This is a genomic window from Streptomyces xinghaiensis S187 (assembly GCF_000220705.2).
GTDB lineage: Bacteria > Actinomycetota > Actinomycetes > Streptomycetales > Streptomycetaceae > Streptomyces > Streptomyces xinghaiensis.
Map to the genome: position 1 here is coordinate 2,359,069 of NZ_CP023202.1, position 13,170 is coordinate 2,372,238.

A 13,170-nucleotide genomic window follows, 5' to 3' on the forward strand; every position below is an offset into this window, starting at 1 on the left:
GGCCGGAGCGGGGCAGGCAACCGGGGCGGAGAGGAGCACGGGAGATGCGATGGCCGCGACGTGGCGGTGCCGGCGGGTGGTGGAGTCCGGGCGGGAGACGGTCCCGCTTGCCGCAGCCCGAGCACAGCCCGCAGGAGTGGGCCGCCGTCGCGGCCATCGGCCGGGAAGCGTCGAGCCGGGCCTGTCCGGAGGAGCGGGAGTTCTTCGGTGACATCCTCACCGCGTACCGGAAGAACCCGAGGAAGGCCGCCCGGGGCGGCGCCCTGCGGCCCCCCGTGGGCATGGGGGTGGACCTGGCTCTGGGATCACCCCAAGTGCTCTGGCTGGTATCGCTGCTGGTCTCGGCCGTGGCGGCCAAGGTGGCGGAGCAGACCGTCAACGGGCTGAGCCGCGTCACCCGGGAGCGGCTGATGCCGCTGCTGCGCCGTCGCGGCCGCGGCACCACGGAGGGCCGGACGGGCTCCGGGCCGGAGGACGGCGGGCCAGGACTCGGCGCCGAGGAGTGGCGCGAGGTCCGGGCGCTGCTCGAAGCCGGGGCGGCGGACCTGGGGGTCCCCCAGGTCACTGCCGAACGGTATGTGAACGCCGTCATGGAGGCGTTGGGCGGCCACAGCGGCACCGGCGACGCAGGCGACAGCCGTCCTGAGGACACCCCGCGAAGCGGCGGTCGCGACGGCGGCAGAGGAGAGAGCGACCCGGACGACAGCGGTGCCGGCACGGCCGGCAGCTCCGGGTGAGCGCCCCGGCGGAGGCGCCCGGCCGGGAAGCGGAGCCGGGAGAGTCTCCGGAAGCCCGGTGGGACTCCACCTCCTACCCCTCCCCCGGCCGGGGACGGTACGTGCTCCTGCTGCTCGTCCTGCTGCTGGCCGGCGGATACGCGGGCCGCGTGCTCTTCGTCGGTCTCCGGGGCAGCGCCCCCGCGCGGGCCTTGGAGCAGTGCTCGGCCGTGTACGAACGGGAGGCCCCGGCAGGGCCGCAGGCCGACCCCCGGCGTTCCGCGGCCGCGCTCGCACGCCTGCAGGAATGCACGGCCGACGTACAGCGGGAGATGGACGTCTTCGTGGTGGCGGGCGCCGCGGTGACGCTCGCGCTCGGTCTGCTCCTGATGCGGCTGCTGCCCCTGCTGCTCGCCCGCCGCGCCGGACCGCTCGTCCCCGCACCGCCCGGCTGGAGCGAGCCGGCCGCCGAGGCCGCGCGTGAGCTGGGGCTCCGGCGGGCACCGGAAGTCCTGCGCGGCGGGCTGCGGTTGCGGGAGGCGTTCGCCTACGCCCACCACGGCCGGGCCCGGATCGTCCTGCCGCCGGGGGCCGCGGGACTGCCGCCCGAGCAGCGCACGGCCCTCATACGGCACGAGACGGCGCATGTCGCCGCCGGAGACATCACCCTGGCCTGGCTGACGCGCGGCGTCCGCTGGGCGGTGCTCACCGTGCTGATGGTCCCGCTTCTCCATGTACTGGTCAGCGCGCTGCCGTCCACCGACGGCGCACCGTCGCTCTCCTCACTGCCGGCCATCCTGCCCGGGCTGCTGTGGAAGATGTTCACCCTGCCCTTCTATCTCGACTACGGGCTGCGGGCCGTGCTGCTCCTGGGCACGGCCGCCGTGGTCGCGGCCGCTCTGCTGCGACGCCGCGAGTACGAGGCGGATCTCCGGTCGGTCCACGGCCGGCCGACCGGGGGCCTGCAGGCCCTGCTCACCGACCGGGCGGACTCCTCCGGACGGTGGTGGCACCGTCCCTTCGCCCTGCACCCGGCCCCCGCACGGAGACTGGCCGCCGTACGCCGCCCCGACCTCGTCCTGCGCAGTTCGGTCACGGGGACGGCTGCGGTCGGTCTGCTGGTGGGCATGTTCCTCCCCGCACTCGAAGCCGCGTTGCCGCAGGGGCCCCATCGCCTGCTCCCGTGGGGAGACCAGTTGCACACGGCCGCGGTGCCGGCCGGGCTCGCCCTGGCCGTGGCCTGGGGAGTACCGCTGTGGACGGGGGTCCTGGCCGGCCGGGCTCCCGGCCGGCCGCCGGGAACCCGCCGGCTGCTCCTTGCCCTGCCGGCCGGGCTCCTGCTCGGGCTGCTGGCGCAGCTGTGGGCCACCGGGCTCATCCGGACGCCGGGACCGTTCGGCCTGTGGAGCACCCTGGTGACCGTGCCGGTGGCCGTCGCCGGTGCGGCGGGGTGCAGCCTCGTCCTGGCGCGGCTCCGGTCCGGCGGGCGCACGGCGGGCCGCATGACGCGCCGGGACCGGCTGGTGGCCACTGCGGTCAACCTGGCCCTGTTCACCGGGGCGTTCTGGGCAGGGCAGGACACCGCCTTGTCCTTTCACATCTTCGGCAGTTCACCGGCGGGCGGCGGCTGGACGGTCTGGTGGAACGGGTACATCGCTGCCGCGATGTTCACCGGCCGCGAGACCGTGATCGCCGCCGCGCTGGCGGTCGTGGCGTTCCTGGCCTGGCGCTGGAGCGTCCGCGGCGGCCCCGGGGGCGCTCCGGCGGCGCCGGACCGCGGCGTGGGCGCCGCCTTCCTCCCGGTCGCAGTTGTCCCGGCGGCCCTCGGGGCCGCTGTCGGCGCGATCGCCGCGCGCTGGACCGTTCCGCCGGCCGAGCGGGCCGGAGGCTACGGCCCGGCCGACGGTCTCCTCGACCTGTGGGTGATCTCCTCGGCAGGTGTGGCCTGTCTCGTGACGCTCGTCCTGCTGACCGGTTCCACCGGGCTGGCCACGGCCGTCGCCGCGGCACCGGCGGCCTCCCTCCTGGTGTCCCTGGCCGTGTGGGGCCGGTACCTCACCACCTGGCCACAGCCCTGGGGCGCCTTGCACACCCTGGCGATCAGGCCGCTGTCCCTGCTCGCCGTGATCCTGCTCACCGTGGGGCTGCCGCTGGCGTCCCTGAGCGCCCGCCACGGACCGGTGCGGCGCACCGTCGCGCTCCGGGTGGCCCCGGCCCTGTCCCTGGTGATCGCCGCGTCGCTCACCGCCGTCGTGCAGCGGTCCCCGGAGCTGGCCTTCGCCTATCTGAACGCGCTGGACGACGGCTGAACCACCGCGGTGCCCGGCGGCGGGAGTTCACCGGCGACGGGCACCCGGTGACCCGGGCCGGGCCGCCCGGCCCCGACACGGGCCGCTCCGCCCGCGGGAGCGGACGGAGCGGCCGGCGCCGGTCCCGCCGGGGCGGGGAGGAGCGCGTCAGATACCGCACCTCGACGCGGACCAGAACCGGTTGGACCGGTGGGCGAGGTGGGTGTGGTCGTCGTGCCCCTGGTAGCCCGGGCCGAGGATCTCCCGGAAGCCGTGGTTGCGGGCGGCCTTGGCCAGGGTGCACAGGGAGTGCGGGGAGACGCCCAGGTCGGCCGCGTCACCGTAGAGGTGGCGGCTGGTGGCGGAGCCGCCGGCGGCGTTGTTGCAGGCGGTGGAGCGGAAGCCGCTGGTCACCCGGATCGGCTGGTCGCCGAGCGCGTGCCGCAGCGCTTCCAGCTTCCACATGGTGCGCAGCGCGTTGGACTTGGCGGTGGCGGCGCTGACCGCGCCGCCGGCCCAGGTGCTGTTGCACTGGTTGAGCTCGCTGTACGAGAAGTGGGCCGGCGTGCAGTCGTTGTCCTGCAGCGCGTAGATCTTGCTGAACGTCGCGGGGCCGGCGACGCCGTCCGCGGCCAGCCCGTACGCGGCCTGGAAGCGCTTGACCGCGGCCGCGGTCGCCGGTCCGTACGAGCCGTCGATGGCCAGGACGCCGCCGGTGCCGGGGTAGCCGGCGACGCGGATCTGCAGCTGGCTGACGTCGGCGCCCGAGGCGCCCTGGGAGAGGGTGCGGGACCAGGTGTAACAGCTGTCGGCCTGCGCGGTCCCGGCCGTGGCGAGCGCCCCGGCGGTCAGACCGGTCATGACCATGACAAAGGCGACCAAGAGCCGTGCGACACGTCTGATCACAAGTGCCTCCAACGAGTGGGGGATTCGGTACGGAAGAGACTGACGGTACGGTCGACGCGCGTCAACCGTACGGAAGTCGAACAGAAAGCGGCGGAATCGTCGTAACGACTCCGCCGCCTCGGCGAACGCGGGGTCCCTCAACCCCCGGAAAATTCCCGGGAGTCACCGGAGGGGAAGGGACGGGGGAGACGGCGGCCGGCCGCCGCACCGCCGTGGTCAGTCGTTCGGCACCGTCTCGTAGCGCGGTGTGCCCTCGGCCATCTGCCGCAGGGCGTCCTTGCGGTCACGCTTCGACAGCCGGTCGATGTAGAGATAGCCGTCGAGGTGGTCCGTCTCGTGCTGGAGGCAGCGCGCGAAGTAGCCGGTGCCGCGGACCACGATCGGCTTGCCCTCGGCGTCCTGGCCGCGGCAGACCGCGTAGTCCGGGCGCGCCAGCGGGGCGTAGGCGGTCGGGACGGACAGACAGCCCTCGTTGGACTCGTCCAGCACCCGGCGCTCGGCCGGCAGTTCCTCGATGACCGGGTTGCAGATGGCGCCGACGTGGCGCACGCCGTCGTCGTCCGGGCAGTCGTAGACGAACACCCGCAGATCCACGCCGATCTGATTGGCCGCCAGGCCGACGCCCTCCGCCGCGCGCTGGCTGGCGAACATGTCGTCGATCAGCTGCGCGAGCTTGTCGTCGAACTCGGTGACGTCCTGGCACCGGCGGTGCAGCACCGGATTGCCCACCACGGTGATCGGGCGGGCCGTGCCCCGCTCGCGGTGCGCCCGCTCCCGCTCCTCGGCGTCGGCCGTGTCGTCGGAGAACTCCAGGCCCTCCCCGGACTCCGCGGGCTCCGGAGCCTCCGCGGCCGGTGTCCCCTCCGCCGCCTGCCGTGCGCTGTCCTGCTGGGCCATGTCCGCCGTACGCCTTCCCTGAAGAACCCTCGTGGTGCTGCCCGTACAGGGTACGGGCACCGGGGAGGGCCGTTCAGCAGACCTCTTCGAGATCCCGCCAGGCGCGGGTGTCCGGGCTGTCGGCGACCCAGCCGTCGAGGAGGCCGCGGACCAGTCCGGGAGGCGCGGCTATGCCGCACTCGCGCTCCGCGACCCAGCGGTCACCCGCGGTGCGGTGGCCCAGCGGGCCCGGGTGACCCGGGACGCTGTGGTCGTGCGGGTCCAGATGCTCCCCGTCGCCCTCGGCGCTCGGCATCCGGCTCTCGGAGCAGGTGCGGCAGAGCAGCCGCACCGAGGAGGACCAGTCCTCGGCGGCGAACCCGGCGTCAGCGGCCAGCCGCTCCAGGGCGTCCCGGTCGGCCTCGGCCGCCGCCTCCAGCAGCACGACCCAGGTGGGCACCGGGGACGGCGCCCACAGCTCGATCTCGTCGAAGACGGGGTACGACGGCCCGGCCGCGGTCAGCCGCTCACCGCGCGGGACGCCGTCGTGCAGGACGACCTCGCCCCAGCGGCGTCCGGAGGACGGCAGCGGGATGCTCAGCACCTCGATCCGCGCGGGGTCCAGCCGGCGGCCCCACACGACCTCGGCCTCGCCCTCCGGCGACAGCCGTACGGCGGCGCTGCCCAGCTCCATGCCCACCGGCTCGCCGGCGGGGGCGTCCGCGCCCTGGTCGCCGCGGACCCGGAGTCCGTACGCCTGCCAGGCGCGGCGGGCCAGCGGCCAGTCCTGCAGGGCGGTGGCGGCGATGCCGACGTTCCACCAGTCCGGGGCGCCGGCGTCCCGGTCCAGCAGGGCGACGGCACGCAGGCCGGCCGTGCGCGCCTGCTCCCAGTCGTGCCGGAACTTGTGCAGCAGCGCCAGGTTGAACCAGGACTCGGAGATCCAGGGCTCCATGTCCGCGGCGCGCGTCAGCAGCGCTCCCGCGTCCTCGTACCGGCCGTCGCCGATCAGCGTGAAAGCGCGGTCGGTCGCCTGCCGCCAGGAGGCGGAGGGCCGGTTCCGTACCTTGCCGAAGATCTTCACGATTCCCGCCTGCCGGTTCGCTCCGTGTCCTTCTGCCCTGCTCCAGCCGGCCCGGGGCCGGATGCGGTGCGCGAAGCACCGGGGACGCGTCTTCCTCCCTGAGGACAACCTGCCACACTTCGGCCGTCGCCTCAGCCCGGATATCGGCGCCCACCACAGCTCTTTGCCGCGCGGACGGCCTCCGAATCCCTCTGGGCCGCATCCAACCATGTCCGCCGGGGTACCCGCGCCACGGCCCCGTTCACCCCGCTCCCGCCCCTCCTCGGCGCTCCGCGGCTCCGCCGCCCGGGCTCTCCGCAGCCCCGCCGCTCCGGCGTTCCGCCGCCCCGGTCCGACGGGGCCCGGCCCTCCGGCCGTCAGGGCCCGGCACCGCCGCGGGAGAGCACCCTGGCGAGCGCGTCGACGACCCGGGGTTCGTACTCCTCCCCGTCATCCCGCCGGAGCCGGTCCAGCGCCTCGGCGCCGGCGGGACGGCCGGCGCCGTCCGTCAGATCGTCGTAGGCGTCGACGGCCCGGATGATGCGGGTGGGCAGCGGCTGCTCCGGGCACGGGTCCGCCTGCCGCTCGACGACCACGGCCACCTCGGGCGGCACCCCGGTCTGCCGGACGACCGCGCCGCCGAGCCGGGCGATCCGGCGGCGGTCCTCGGCCGGGAGCTCCCCCGCCCCGCCGGGCGCGGGGTCCGGGAGGGAGAGCCGGCCGACGTCGTGCAGCAACGCCGCGTACTCGACGACGTCCAGCTCGGGCCCGGACAGCCCCAGTTCGCGTCCGACGTCCCGGCTGAGCGCGGCGACCCGGTGGGCGTGGCCCGCGGGGACACAGCCGGCGATCTCGGTGGCACGGGCGAGGGAGGCGATGGTCTGGCGGCAGGTGGCCCGGACGTCCTCATAGCGGCGGTAGGCGTACAGAGCCGGCAGCAGCGGCAGGCAGAAGGCTGGCAGCGCCCACAGGCCGGCGACGTCCACGGCCGGGGCCAGCAGGGCGCCGGTGCCGCAGACCGCCGCCGCGGGGGCCGCCCGCGCCCGCGGTTCCCCGGGGAACCGCGTCCCGGAAGGGCTTTCACGCCGGGAGCGGGCGAACACGGCACGGAGCGCGGTGTCGCACTGCGCGGTGAGGACCGCGGCGAGCAGCAGGTACAGCGCCCGGCCCGGCCCGCCGCCGGTCCAGACGGGCAGTGCCTCCGGGTGGGACAGCGGCTGCACGCAGCAGGCGGCGAACCCGGCGGTCAGCACCCGGCGGCCCAGCCGGTCCCGGGCGTGCCGGGCGTCCACGGCGGCCCGGGCCTGCTCGACGGCCTTGGCGGCCCGGGCGTCCACGGCGGCCCGCCCGCCCCGGCCGCCGTCGCCGGCACGGGCGGACAGCACCGCACCGGCCGGACCGGCCAGCCCGGCCATGAGGACGACCGCGACGGTCTGGAGCACCCCGGGGCCGTCCGGGCCACCGGGGTCCCCGGCCGCCGGGCCCAGGAACGCGTACCCCACCGCGCCGGCGGCGGCCAGCGGCGCGGGACCGCGCCGGTCCGGTCCGCAGCGGAGGAGCTCCCCGACGGCGATCAGCGCACCGAACGCGAGCGCGGTGCGCGGGCCCGTGACGCCCTGGGCGAGTGTCCGGCCGAGCGCCCCGGCCGCCAGCAGCGCGGCCGCCGCCAGAAGGAGAACGGCCCCGGCATCCGGGCGCGCCGCCCGGAGCTCCGCGGCCGCTCCGCCGGGGCTCACCGGGCGACACCTCCGTGCGGGCCGCGGCCCGGTCCCCGCCGCTCCCCCGCGCCCGGCGCCTCCCGCGCCTCCGTCCGGCCGCCGGACGCGGCCGTGCGCGACGGGGGCAGGCCCCCTCCGCGTCCCGGCCGCGCCTCGGTGTGCACCGCGGCCGCCGGATGCCAGCCGTGCCGTTCCAGCGCCCGGCAGAGCGCCCGCACCATGCGCGGGTCGAACTGGGACCCGGCGCAGCGGCGGAGTTCCGCGACGGCCTCGCCGACCGGCCGGGCCCGCCGGTAGGAGCGGGTGGAGGTCATGGCGTCGAAGGCGTCGGCGACCGCGACGACCCGCGCCGATTCGGGGATCCCGTCGCCGCTCAGCCCGTACGGATAGCCGCGCCCGTCCAGCCGCTCGTGGTGGTGGAGGATGGCGGCGCGCGCCTCCTCCAGGAAGGCGATGCCCCGCACCATCTCGTCCCCGTACTCGGGATGGAGCTGGATGAGGCGGCGCTCCTCGGGCGTCAGCGGCCCGTCCTTGCGCAGCAGGCGGGTGGGGACGCCGATCTTGCCGATGTCGTGCAGCACGCCGGCGAAGCGCAGGGCCTCCAGCCGGTCACCGGCCAGGCCGAGTTCGCGCGCGATCAGGACGGAGGCGCGGCCGACCCGCTCGCTGTGGCCGCGGGTGTAGCGGTCCTTGATGCCGACGGCCTGGACGAGGGCGCGGATGGTGGCCTGGTGGGCGGTGTGCTCGTGGTGGTACCGGGCGAGCACCCAGCCGGAGAGCGACATCGGCAGCAGCGCGGCCGCCGCCGTGACGGGGCCGTACGGGCTGTGCCACAGGGCCGCGGCGAGCAGCCCGGCCGGGCCGTGCAGGAGATGGGGCGGCAGGGTGCGCGGCAGGCCGCGGGAGGCGTCGCGGGCCGGCAGTCCCTCGGCCGTGACGAGGATGCCCCAGTCCAGCAGGGCGAGCACCAGGCAGTAGGCGCCGGCGCCGGCGGCCGCGGGAAGCAGGGCACCGGGGACGTCACCGGCGCCGAGGGGCCCGCCGGCCGCGTCGCCGGCGGCCCGCGCGTGGACGTGGGCCGCGGCGCAGGTGGCGAGGGAGAGCCGTACGGCGTTCCAGAGGCGGCGGAGCCGCACCGGCCGCCGCTCCACCCGGCCGGCGAGCGCGCCGGGCACGGGGACGAGGGCCGCGGCGGCGGGCGGCAGCAGAAACGCTCCGGCCAGCAGGATCGGCGCGAAGCTCCCCGCGGCGGACGGAAGGCCCGTCCGCACACGGCCACCGCCCGGCGCGGCCGCGTGCCCGGTGGCGCCGAGGAACGGCGGGAAGCCGGGAAGGGGGAGCCGGGCGAGCCCGCCGCAGAGGGCGTAGAGGGCGGCGAGCAGGGCCACGGCCGCCCACGGGGTGCGGGCCCCGGGGAGCAGCGCGGGGGCGGCGGACACCGCGGCGGCGAGCGTGACGCAGAACAGATACGCGCGCGCCCCCCGTGGCACCACTCGCATGGAGCGTCCTCCCGCCGGTCCCGCGCCCACGGCTCCGTGGGCGCGTCAGACCGGTGAGGATAGGACGGCGGACGCCGGGAGGCAGGGGGTTCGGCGGATCGCGGGGGCCCGGGAGACCCCGATTCGTCCCTTCGGGTGAATCGGAGTCCGTCAGGCCGAATCGGCGCGGGCGGCGGCCGCGGAGGAGTCCGTCTCCCGGGAGTCCTCGGCCGTGCCGCAGGACCCGGGATCGCGCTCGGCGGGCCGGCGTTCCATCACCGGCTTCTCCGGGACGGCCTGACCGGAGCGGACCAGCTCGATCCGGCCCATGACCTTCGAGCGGAGGTCGGTGGGCACGTCGTCATGGCCGCAACAGCGCTTGACGAGCTTCTTCACGGCCTGCTCCAGGCCGTACTTCTCCAGGCACGGCGAGCACTCGTCGATGTGCGTCTCGAACTTGGCGCGGTCCCCGGCCGGCATTTCCTGGTCGAGAAACTCGTACAGGTGGTCGAGAATCTCCGAGCAGTCGATCTCGTGCGGGTTGCCGCAGCTCATGAGCCCGAGCCTTTCGAATCGTGCGACTCGCCCGGCGCAGCACCTGCACCGGCGGGGACGAGCCCGCGCTCACGGGCGTAGTCCTCCAGCAGGCCGCGCAGCTGGCGGCGGCCGCGGTGGAGCCGCGACATCACGGTTCCTATGGGTGTCCCCATGATGTCCGCGATCTCCTTGTACGCAAACCCCTCGACATCCGCGAGATAGACCGCGATGCGGAACTCCTCGGGGATGGCCTGGAGGGCCGACTTCACGTCCGAGTCGGGCAGCCGGTCGAGCGCCTGCGACTCGGCGGAGCGCAGACCGGTGGACATGTGCGACTCGGCGCGGGCGAGCTGCCAGTCCTCGATCTCCTCGGCGGCGCTGCGCTGGGGTTCGCGCTGCTTCTTCCGGTACGAGTTGATGAAGGTGTTGGTGAGAATGCGGTACAGCCACGCCTTGAGGTTGGTGCCCTCGCGGAACTGGTGGAAGGAGCCGTACGCCTTGGCGTAGGTCTCCTGCACGAGATCCTCGGCGTCCGCCGGGTTGCGGGTCATGCGCAGCGCGGCGGAGTACATCTGGTCGAGGAACTGAAGGGCGTCCCGTTCGAAGCGGGCGTTGCGCTCCTCCGCCGTCTCGGCCGTACGACTGTCCTCGGCGCGGCCGTCTTCGGCCCCTGCGTCGGTCCCGGTGACCGGACCCACCTCCTCCAGCGACGTGGCGGATCCGGATGCGGACCCGCTCGAATCGGAGGATAGACGACGATGCCCTCCTGCCGCGGCTCCGGAGGGTGCGGGCAGCGTGATGCGCGACCACGTGGCTGTGCCGGTCTGCGGGCGCGCGGGGCACTGCGTCGAACCCATGGAGAGGACTCCCTCGCTGAGGCGGTGACCGGCGGGCGGCCGGTCGGTGCGGACCTCCTCCAGAACACGGGACTCCCGCGCCGCATTCCCGGTCCGTCCTCCCGGCGGCGCGGCCGCCTTCCCGGGTGGCGCGGGGTCTTCCCCAGCGGCACGACCGGCCTCCCCCGCGCGCCCCTACACCGTCGCCGGCGGGCCCTCCGGCAGCCGGTCGAGCCAGCCGGCGACGGCCTCCGCGAGGAGGCCGAGGGCCCGTTCCTGGGGGACCTCCGCCTTCTTCGGCACCGCGAAGCCGTGGTCGCCGCCGGGCACCACGGCGATCTCCGTCCCGGGCGGGAACTCCTCCGGGCGGCCGAACGGGTCCCTGGCCCCCTGGACGACGAGCACCGGCACCCCGGCTCCGGTCAGCTCCTCCGCACGGGACTTCTCCGGCCGGCCGGGCGGGTGCAGCGGGAAGGCCAGCGCCAGTACGGCGCGGGCCCCGAGCGTCCGCGCCGTACGGCAGGCGACGCGCGCCCCCGCGCTGCGTCCGCCCGCGACGACCGGCTGGCCGGGTGCGGCCAGCGCGGGCCGGAGCGCGGTCCAGGCGGCGTCGAGGGTCTTCGGGGCGGGGGCGAGCTTCTTGCCGGCCACCCGCCAGGGCTGTTCGACCAGCGCCACGGTGATGCCGCGGGCGGGCAGTGCGGCGGCCAGGGCCCGCAGGTCGCGCGCCTCGATGCCGCCGCCGGCGCCGTGCCCGAGCGCGAGGACCAGCCGGGGGTCGGGAGCCGGGTGCCAGGTGACGCGGGCGTCACCGGCGGGGGTGGGGACGGTCGTGATACCGGTGGTCCGGGTGGTGCCGGCCCGCTGTCCGCCGGCTGCCGTGGCCGGGGTCCCGGCCGGGGTGTCTGCTGCCATGCCGCCATCCTCCCCGGCCGGCCCGCTCCCGCGTCAGAAGAGGGTCTCCTCCTCGGGCGCGTCGAGCTCCTTCAGCAGCTCCGGGCCGTTGTTGCGGACGTTGCTGACCTCGGTCGGCACCGGGAAGGCCCGGACGGTGCCGGGCGGGGGCGGGGCCAGCAGTTCACGCAGCCGGTCCGGGTCGGTGGTGCGCGGGTCCAGCCAGGCGTCCCAGCGTTCGGCGGGCAGCGCGAGCGGCATCCGGGGATGGATGTCGGCCAGCGCCCGGGGCCCGCTCCCGCCGCGGGCCCCCGGGAGCGGGGTGGTCTCGGCCTCGGTGGTGAGCACCGTGCACGTCACCCACCAAGCCCGGGGGTGGTCGTCGGGCAGCGTGCGGTCCCGCCAGAACTCGTACAGTCCGGCCATCGCCATCACGGAGCCGTCCACGGGGGTCACGAAGTACGGCTGCTTGCGCGGCCGCTTCTTGCGGCCCTTCTCCTCCAGCTCCCGCTCGGCGGCCCCGGTCGTCCACTCGTAGTAGCCGTCGGCCGGGACCAGGCAGCGCCGGGAGGTGAAGGCGCGGCGGTAGGCGGGCTTCTCGTGGACCGTCTCCGCGCGGGCGTTGATCATCCTCGCGGCACCCTCCGGGCTCTTCGCCCAGGACGGGACGAGCCCCCAGCGCAGCGTCCGCAGCTGCCGGACGGGGTCGGGGGCCTCCGCCTCCTTGTCCGGGCGCTCCAGGACCGCGTAGACGGTCTTGGTCGGGGCGATGTTGTAGTCGGGCGCGAGGGTCTCCGACGGGTCCCACTTCGCCACCCCGAAGGTGTCCACGAGTTCCGCCGGGTTCCGGCTTGCTGCGTATCGGCCGCACATGAGTGCCAGACTGCCACGACGCACCGACATCACCGCAAGCACACCGAGGGACCGCTGCCCGATGGACATAACCAGCCCCGGCGATCTGTGGGATCGCGTCACCGGCTCCCAGCCCGACCCGGCCTCCTGGCTGGTGCTCGCGACGGCGGCCGTCGCGCTGGCCGCCGTGCTGTGGCGGCCGGTCTGGCAGGTCGCGCGGAACGCCGTGACCATCGCCCACGAGGGCGGCCACGGGCTGGTCGCGCTGCTCACGGGCCGCCGGCTCGACGGCATCCGGCTCCACTCGGACACCTCCGGGCTGACGGTCTCCCGGGGGAAGCCCACCGGCGCCGGCATGATCCTCACCGCCGCCGCGGGCTACACCGCGCCCTCCCTGCTGGGGCTCGGCGGCGCCTGGCTGCTGGCGGCCGGGCACATCACCGCGCTGCTCTGGGGCGCGACGGGGCTGCTCGCCGTGATGCTGGTGATGATCCGCAACGCCTACGGGGTGCTGACCGTCCTGGTCACCGGTGCCCTCTTCTTCTGCGTCTCCTGGCTGACGGGTCCGGACGTCCAGGCGGTCTTCGCCTACGGCGTCGTGTGGTTCCTGCTGCTCGGCGGGGTACGGCCGGTCTTCGAGCTCCAGGCCAAGCGGCGCCGGTACGGCAGGCGGGGGCTGCCGTTCGGCACCGGCGGTACGGCGGCGGGCGGGGCACCGGACTCGGACGCGGACCAGCTCGCGCGGCTGACGCACGCGCCGGCGGCGGTGTGGCTGTTCCTCTTCCACACCGTCACCCTCTGCTCGCTGACCGGCGGCGGGCGCTGGCTGCTGGGACTGTGACCGGGGTACGGACCGGCCACCGGGCCCGGGCGGGACCCGGGCGGGAGACCGCGGCGGACCGGCGGGGGACCCGCGCCGGACGGCCGGGAAACGGCCGGACGATCCATGATCCCCCTGACACCTTTCGAGCGCGTTGCGGCAGTTTTGTTGAAGTTTCCGGCATGC

Annotated in this window: 12 protein-coding genes; 3 read left to right on the forward strand and 9 right to left on the reverse strand. The window is 75.7% G+C overall.

Going from position 1 to position 13,170, the window contains the following annotated elements; all coding sequences use genetic code 11:
* The first annotated feature begins 107 nt into the window (after positions 1–107).
* Positions 108–737: a hypothetical protein gene (locus tag SXIN_RS09885; protein ID WP_019710121.1), complete on the forward strand. Its 630-nt coding sequence runs from the start codon at positions 108–110 to the stop codon at positions 735–737.
* Between the two features lie 101 nt (positions 738–838).
* The gene (locus SXIN_RS09890; protein WP_157916271.1) at positions 839–3,025 is read left to right on the forward strand and encodes a M48 family metalloprotease; all 2,187 of its coding nucleotides are present in this window, start codon (positions 839–841) and stop codon (positions 3,023–3,025) included.
* Between the two features lie 147 nt (positions 3,026–3,172).
* Here the strand turns inward: SXIN_RS09890 and SXIN_RS09895 are convergent, their stop codons facing one another.
* The 9 genes from SXIN_RS09895 to SXIN_RS09935 all read right to left on the reverse strand — a co-directional run bounded on the left by SXIN_RS09895 (position 3,173) and on the right by SXIN_RS09935 (position 12,185).
* A complete protein-coding gene (locus tag SXIN_RS09895) occupies positions 3,173–3,910 on the reverse strand; it encodes a D-Ala-D-Ala carboxypeptidase family metallohydrolase (protein WP_019710124.1) in 738 nt (245 codons plus the stop codon).
* Between the two features lie 216 nt (positions 3,911–4,126).
* Positions 4,127–4,807, reverse strand: a complete 681-nt coding sequence (def, locus tag SXIN_RS09900; protein WP_019710125.1) for a peptide deformylase — start codon at positions 4,805–4,807, stop codon at positions 4,127–4,129.
* A 73-nt stretch (positions 4,808–4,880) separates the two neighbouring features.
* Positions 4,881–5,870, reverse strand: a complete 990-nt coding sequence (locus SXIN_RS09905; RefSeq protein WP_095756876.1) for a tetratricopeptide repeat protein — start codon at positions 5,868–5,870, stop codon at positions 4,881–4,883.
* Positions 5,871–6,226: 356 nt separating this feature from the next.
* Positions 6,227–7,585 carry an HD-GYP domain-containing protein gene (locus SXIN_RS09910; protein ID WP_238153721.1) on the reverse strand — a complete coding sequence of 453 codons (1,359 nt, stop codon included), beginning with the start codon at positions 7,583–7,585 and terminating at the stop codon, positions 6,227–6,229.
* A complete protein-coding gene (locus tag SXIN_RS09915; RefSeq protein WP_095756877.1) occupies positions 7,582–9,066 on the reverse strand; it encodes an HD-GYP domain-containing protein in 1,485 nt (494 codons plus the stop codon). The genes SXIN_RS09910 and SXIN_RS09915 overlap by 4 nt, the downstream gene beginning before the upstream one ends.
* Positions 9,067–9,216: 150 nt before the next feature.
* Positions 9,217–9,600, reverse strand: a complete 384-nt coding sequence (rsrA, locus tag SXIN_RS09920; RefSeq protein WP_019710127.1) for a mycothiol system anti-sigma-R factor — start codon at positions 9,598–9,600, stop codon at positions 9,217–9,219.
* A complete protein-coding gene (locus SXIN_RS09925) occupies positions 9,597–10,280 on the reverse strand; it encodes a sigma-70 family RNA polymerase sigma factor (protein ID WP_019710128.1) in 684 nt (227 codons plus the stop codon). The genes rsrA and SXIN_RS09925 overlap by 4 nt, the downstream gene beginning before the upstream one ends.
* A 333-nt stretch (positions 10,281–10,613) precedes the next feature.
* The gene (locus SXIN_RS09930; RefSeq protein WP_095756878.1) at positions 10,614–11,333 is read right to left on the reverse strand and encodes an alpha/beta hydrolase family protein; all 720 of its coding nucleotides are present in this window, start codon (positions 11,331–11,333) and stop codon (positions 10,614–10,616) included.
* A 33-nt stretch (positions 11,334–11,366) separates the two neighbouring features.
* The gene (locus SXIN_RS09935) at positions 11,367–12,185 is read right to left on the reverse strand and encodes an SOS response-associated peptidase (protein WP_039822392.1); all 819 of its coding nucleotides are present in this window, start codon (positions 12,183–12,185) and stop codon (positions 11,367–11,369) included.
* 61 nt (positions 12,186–12,246) lie between these two features.
* Between SXIN_RS09935 and SXIN_RS09940 the strand changes: the two genes are divergently transcribed.
* Positions 12,247–13,005: a M50 family metallopeptidase gene (locus SXIN_RS09940; RefSeq protein WP_019710131.1), complete on the forward strand. Its 759-nt coding sequence runs from the start codon at positions 12,247–12,249 to the stop codon at positions 13,003–13,005.
* The last annotated feature ends 165 nt before the right edge of the window (positions 13,006–13,170 follow it).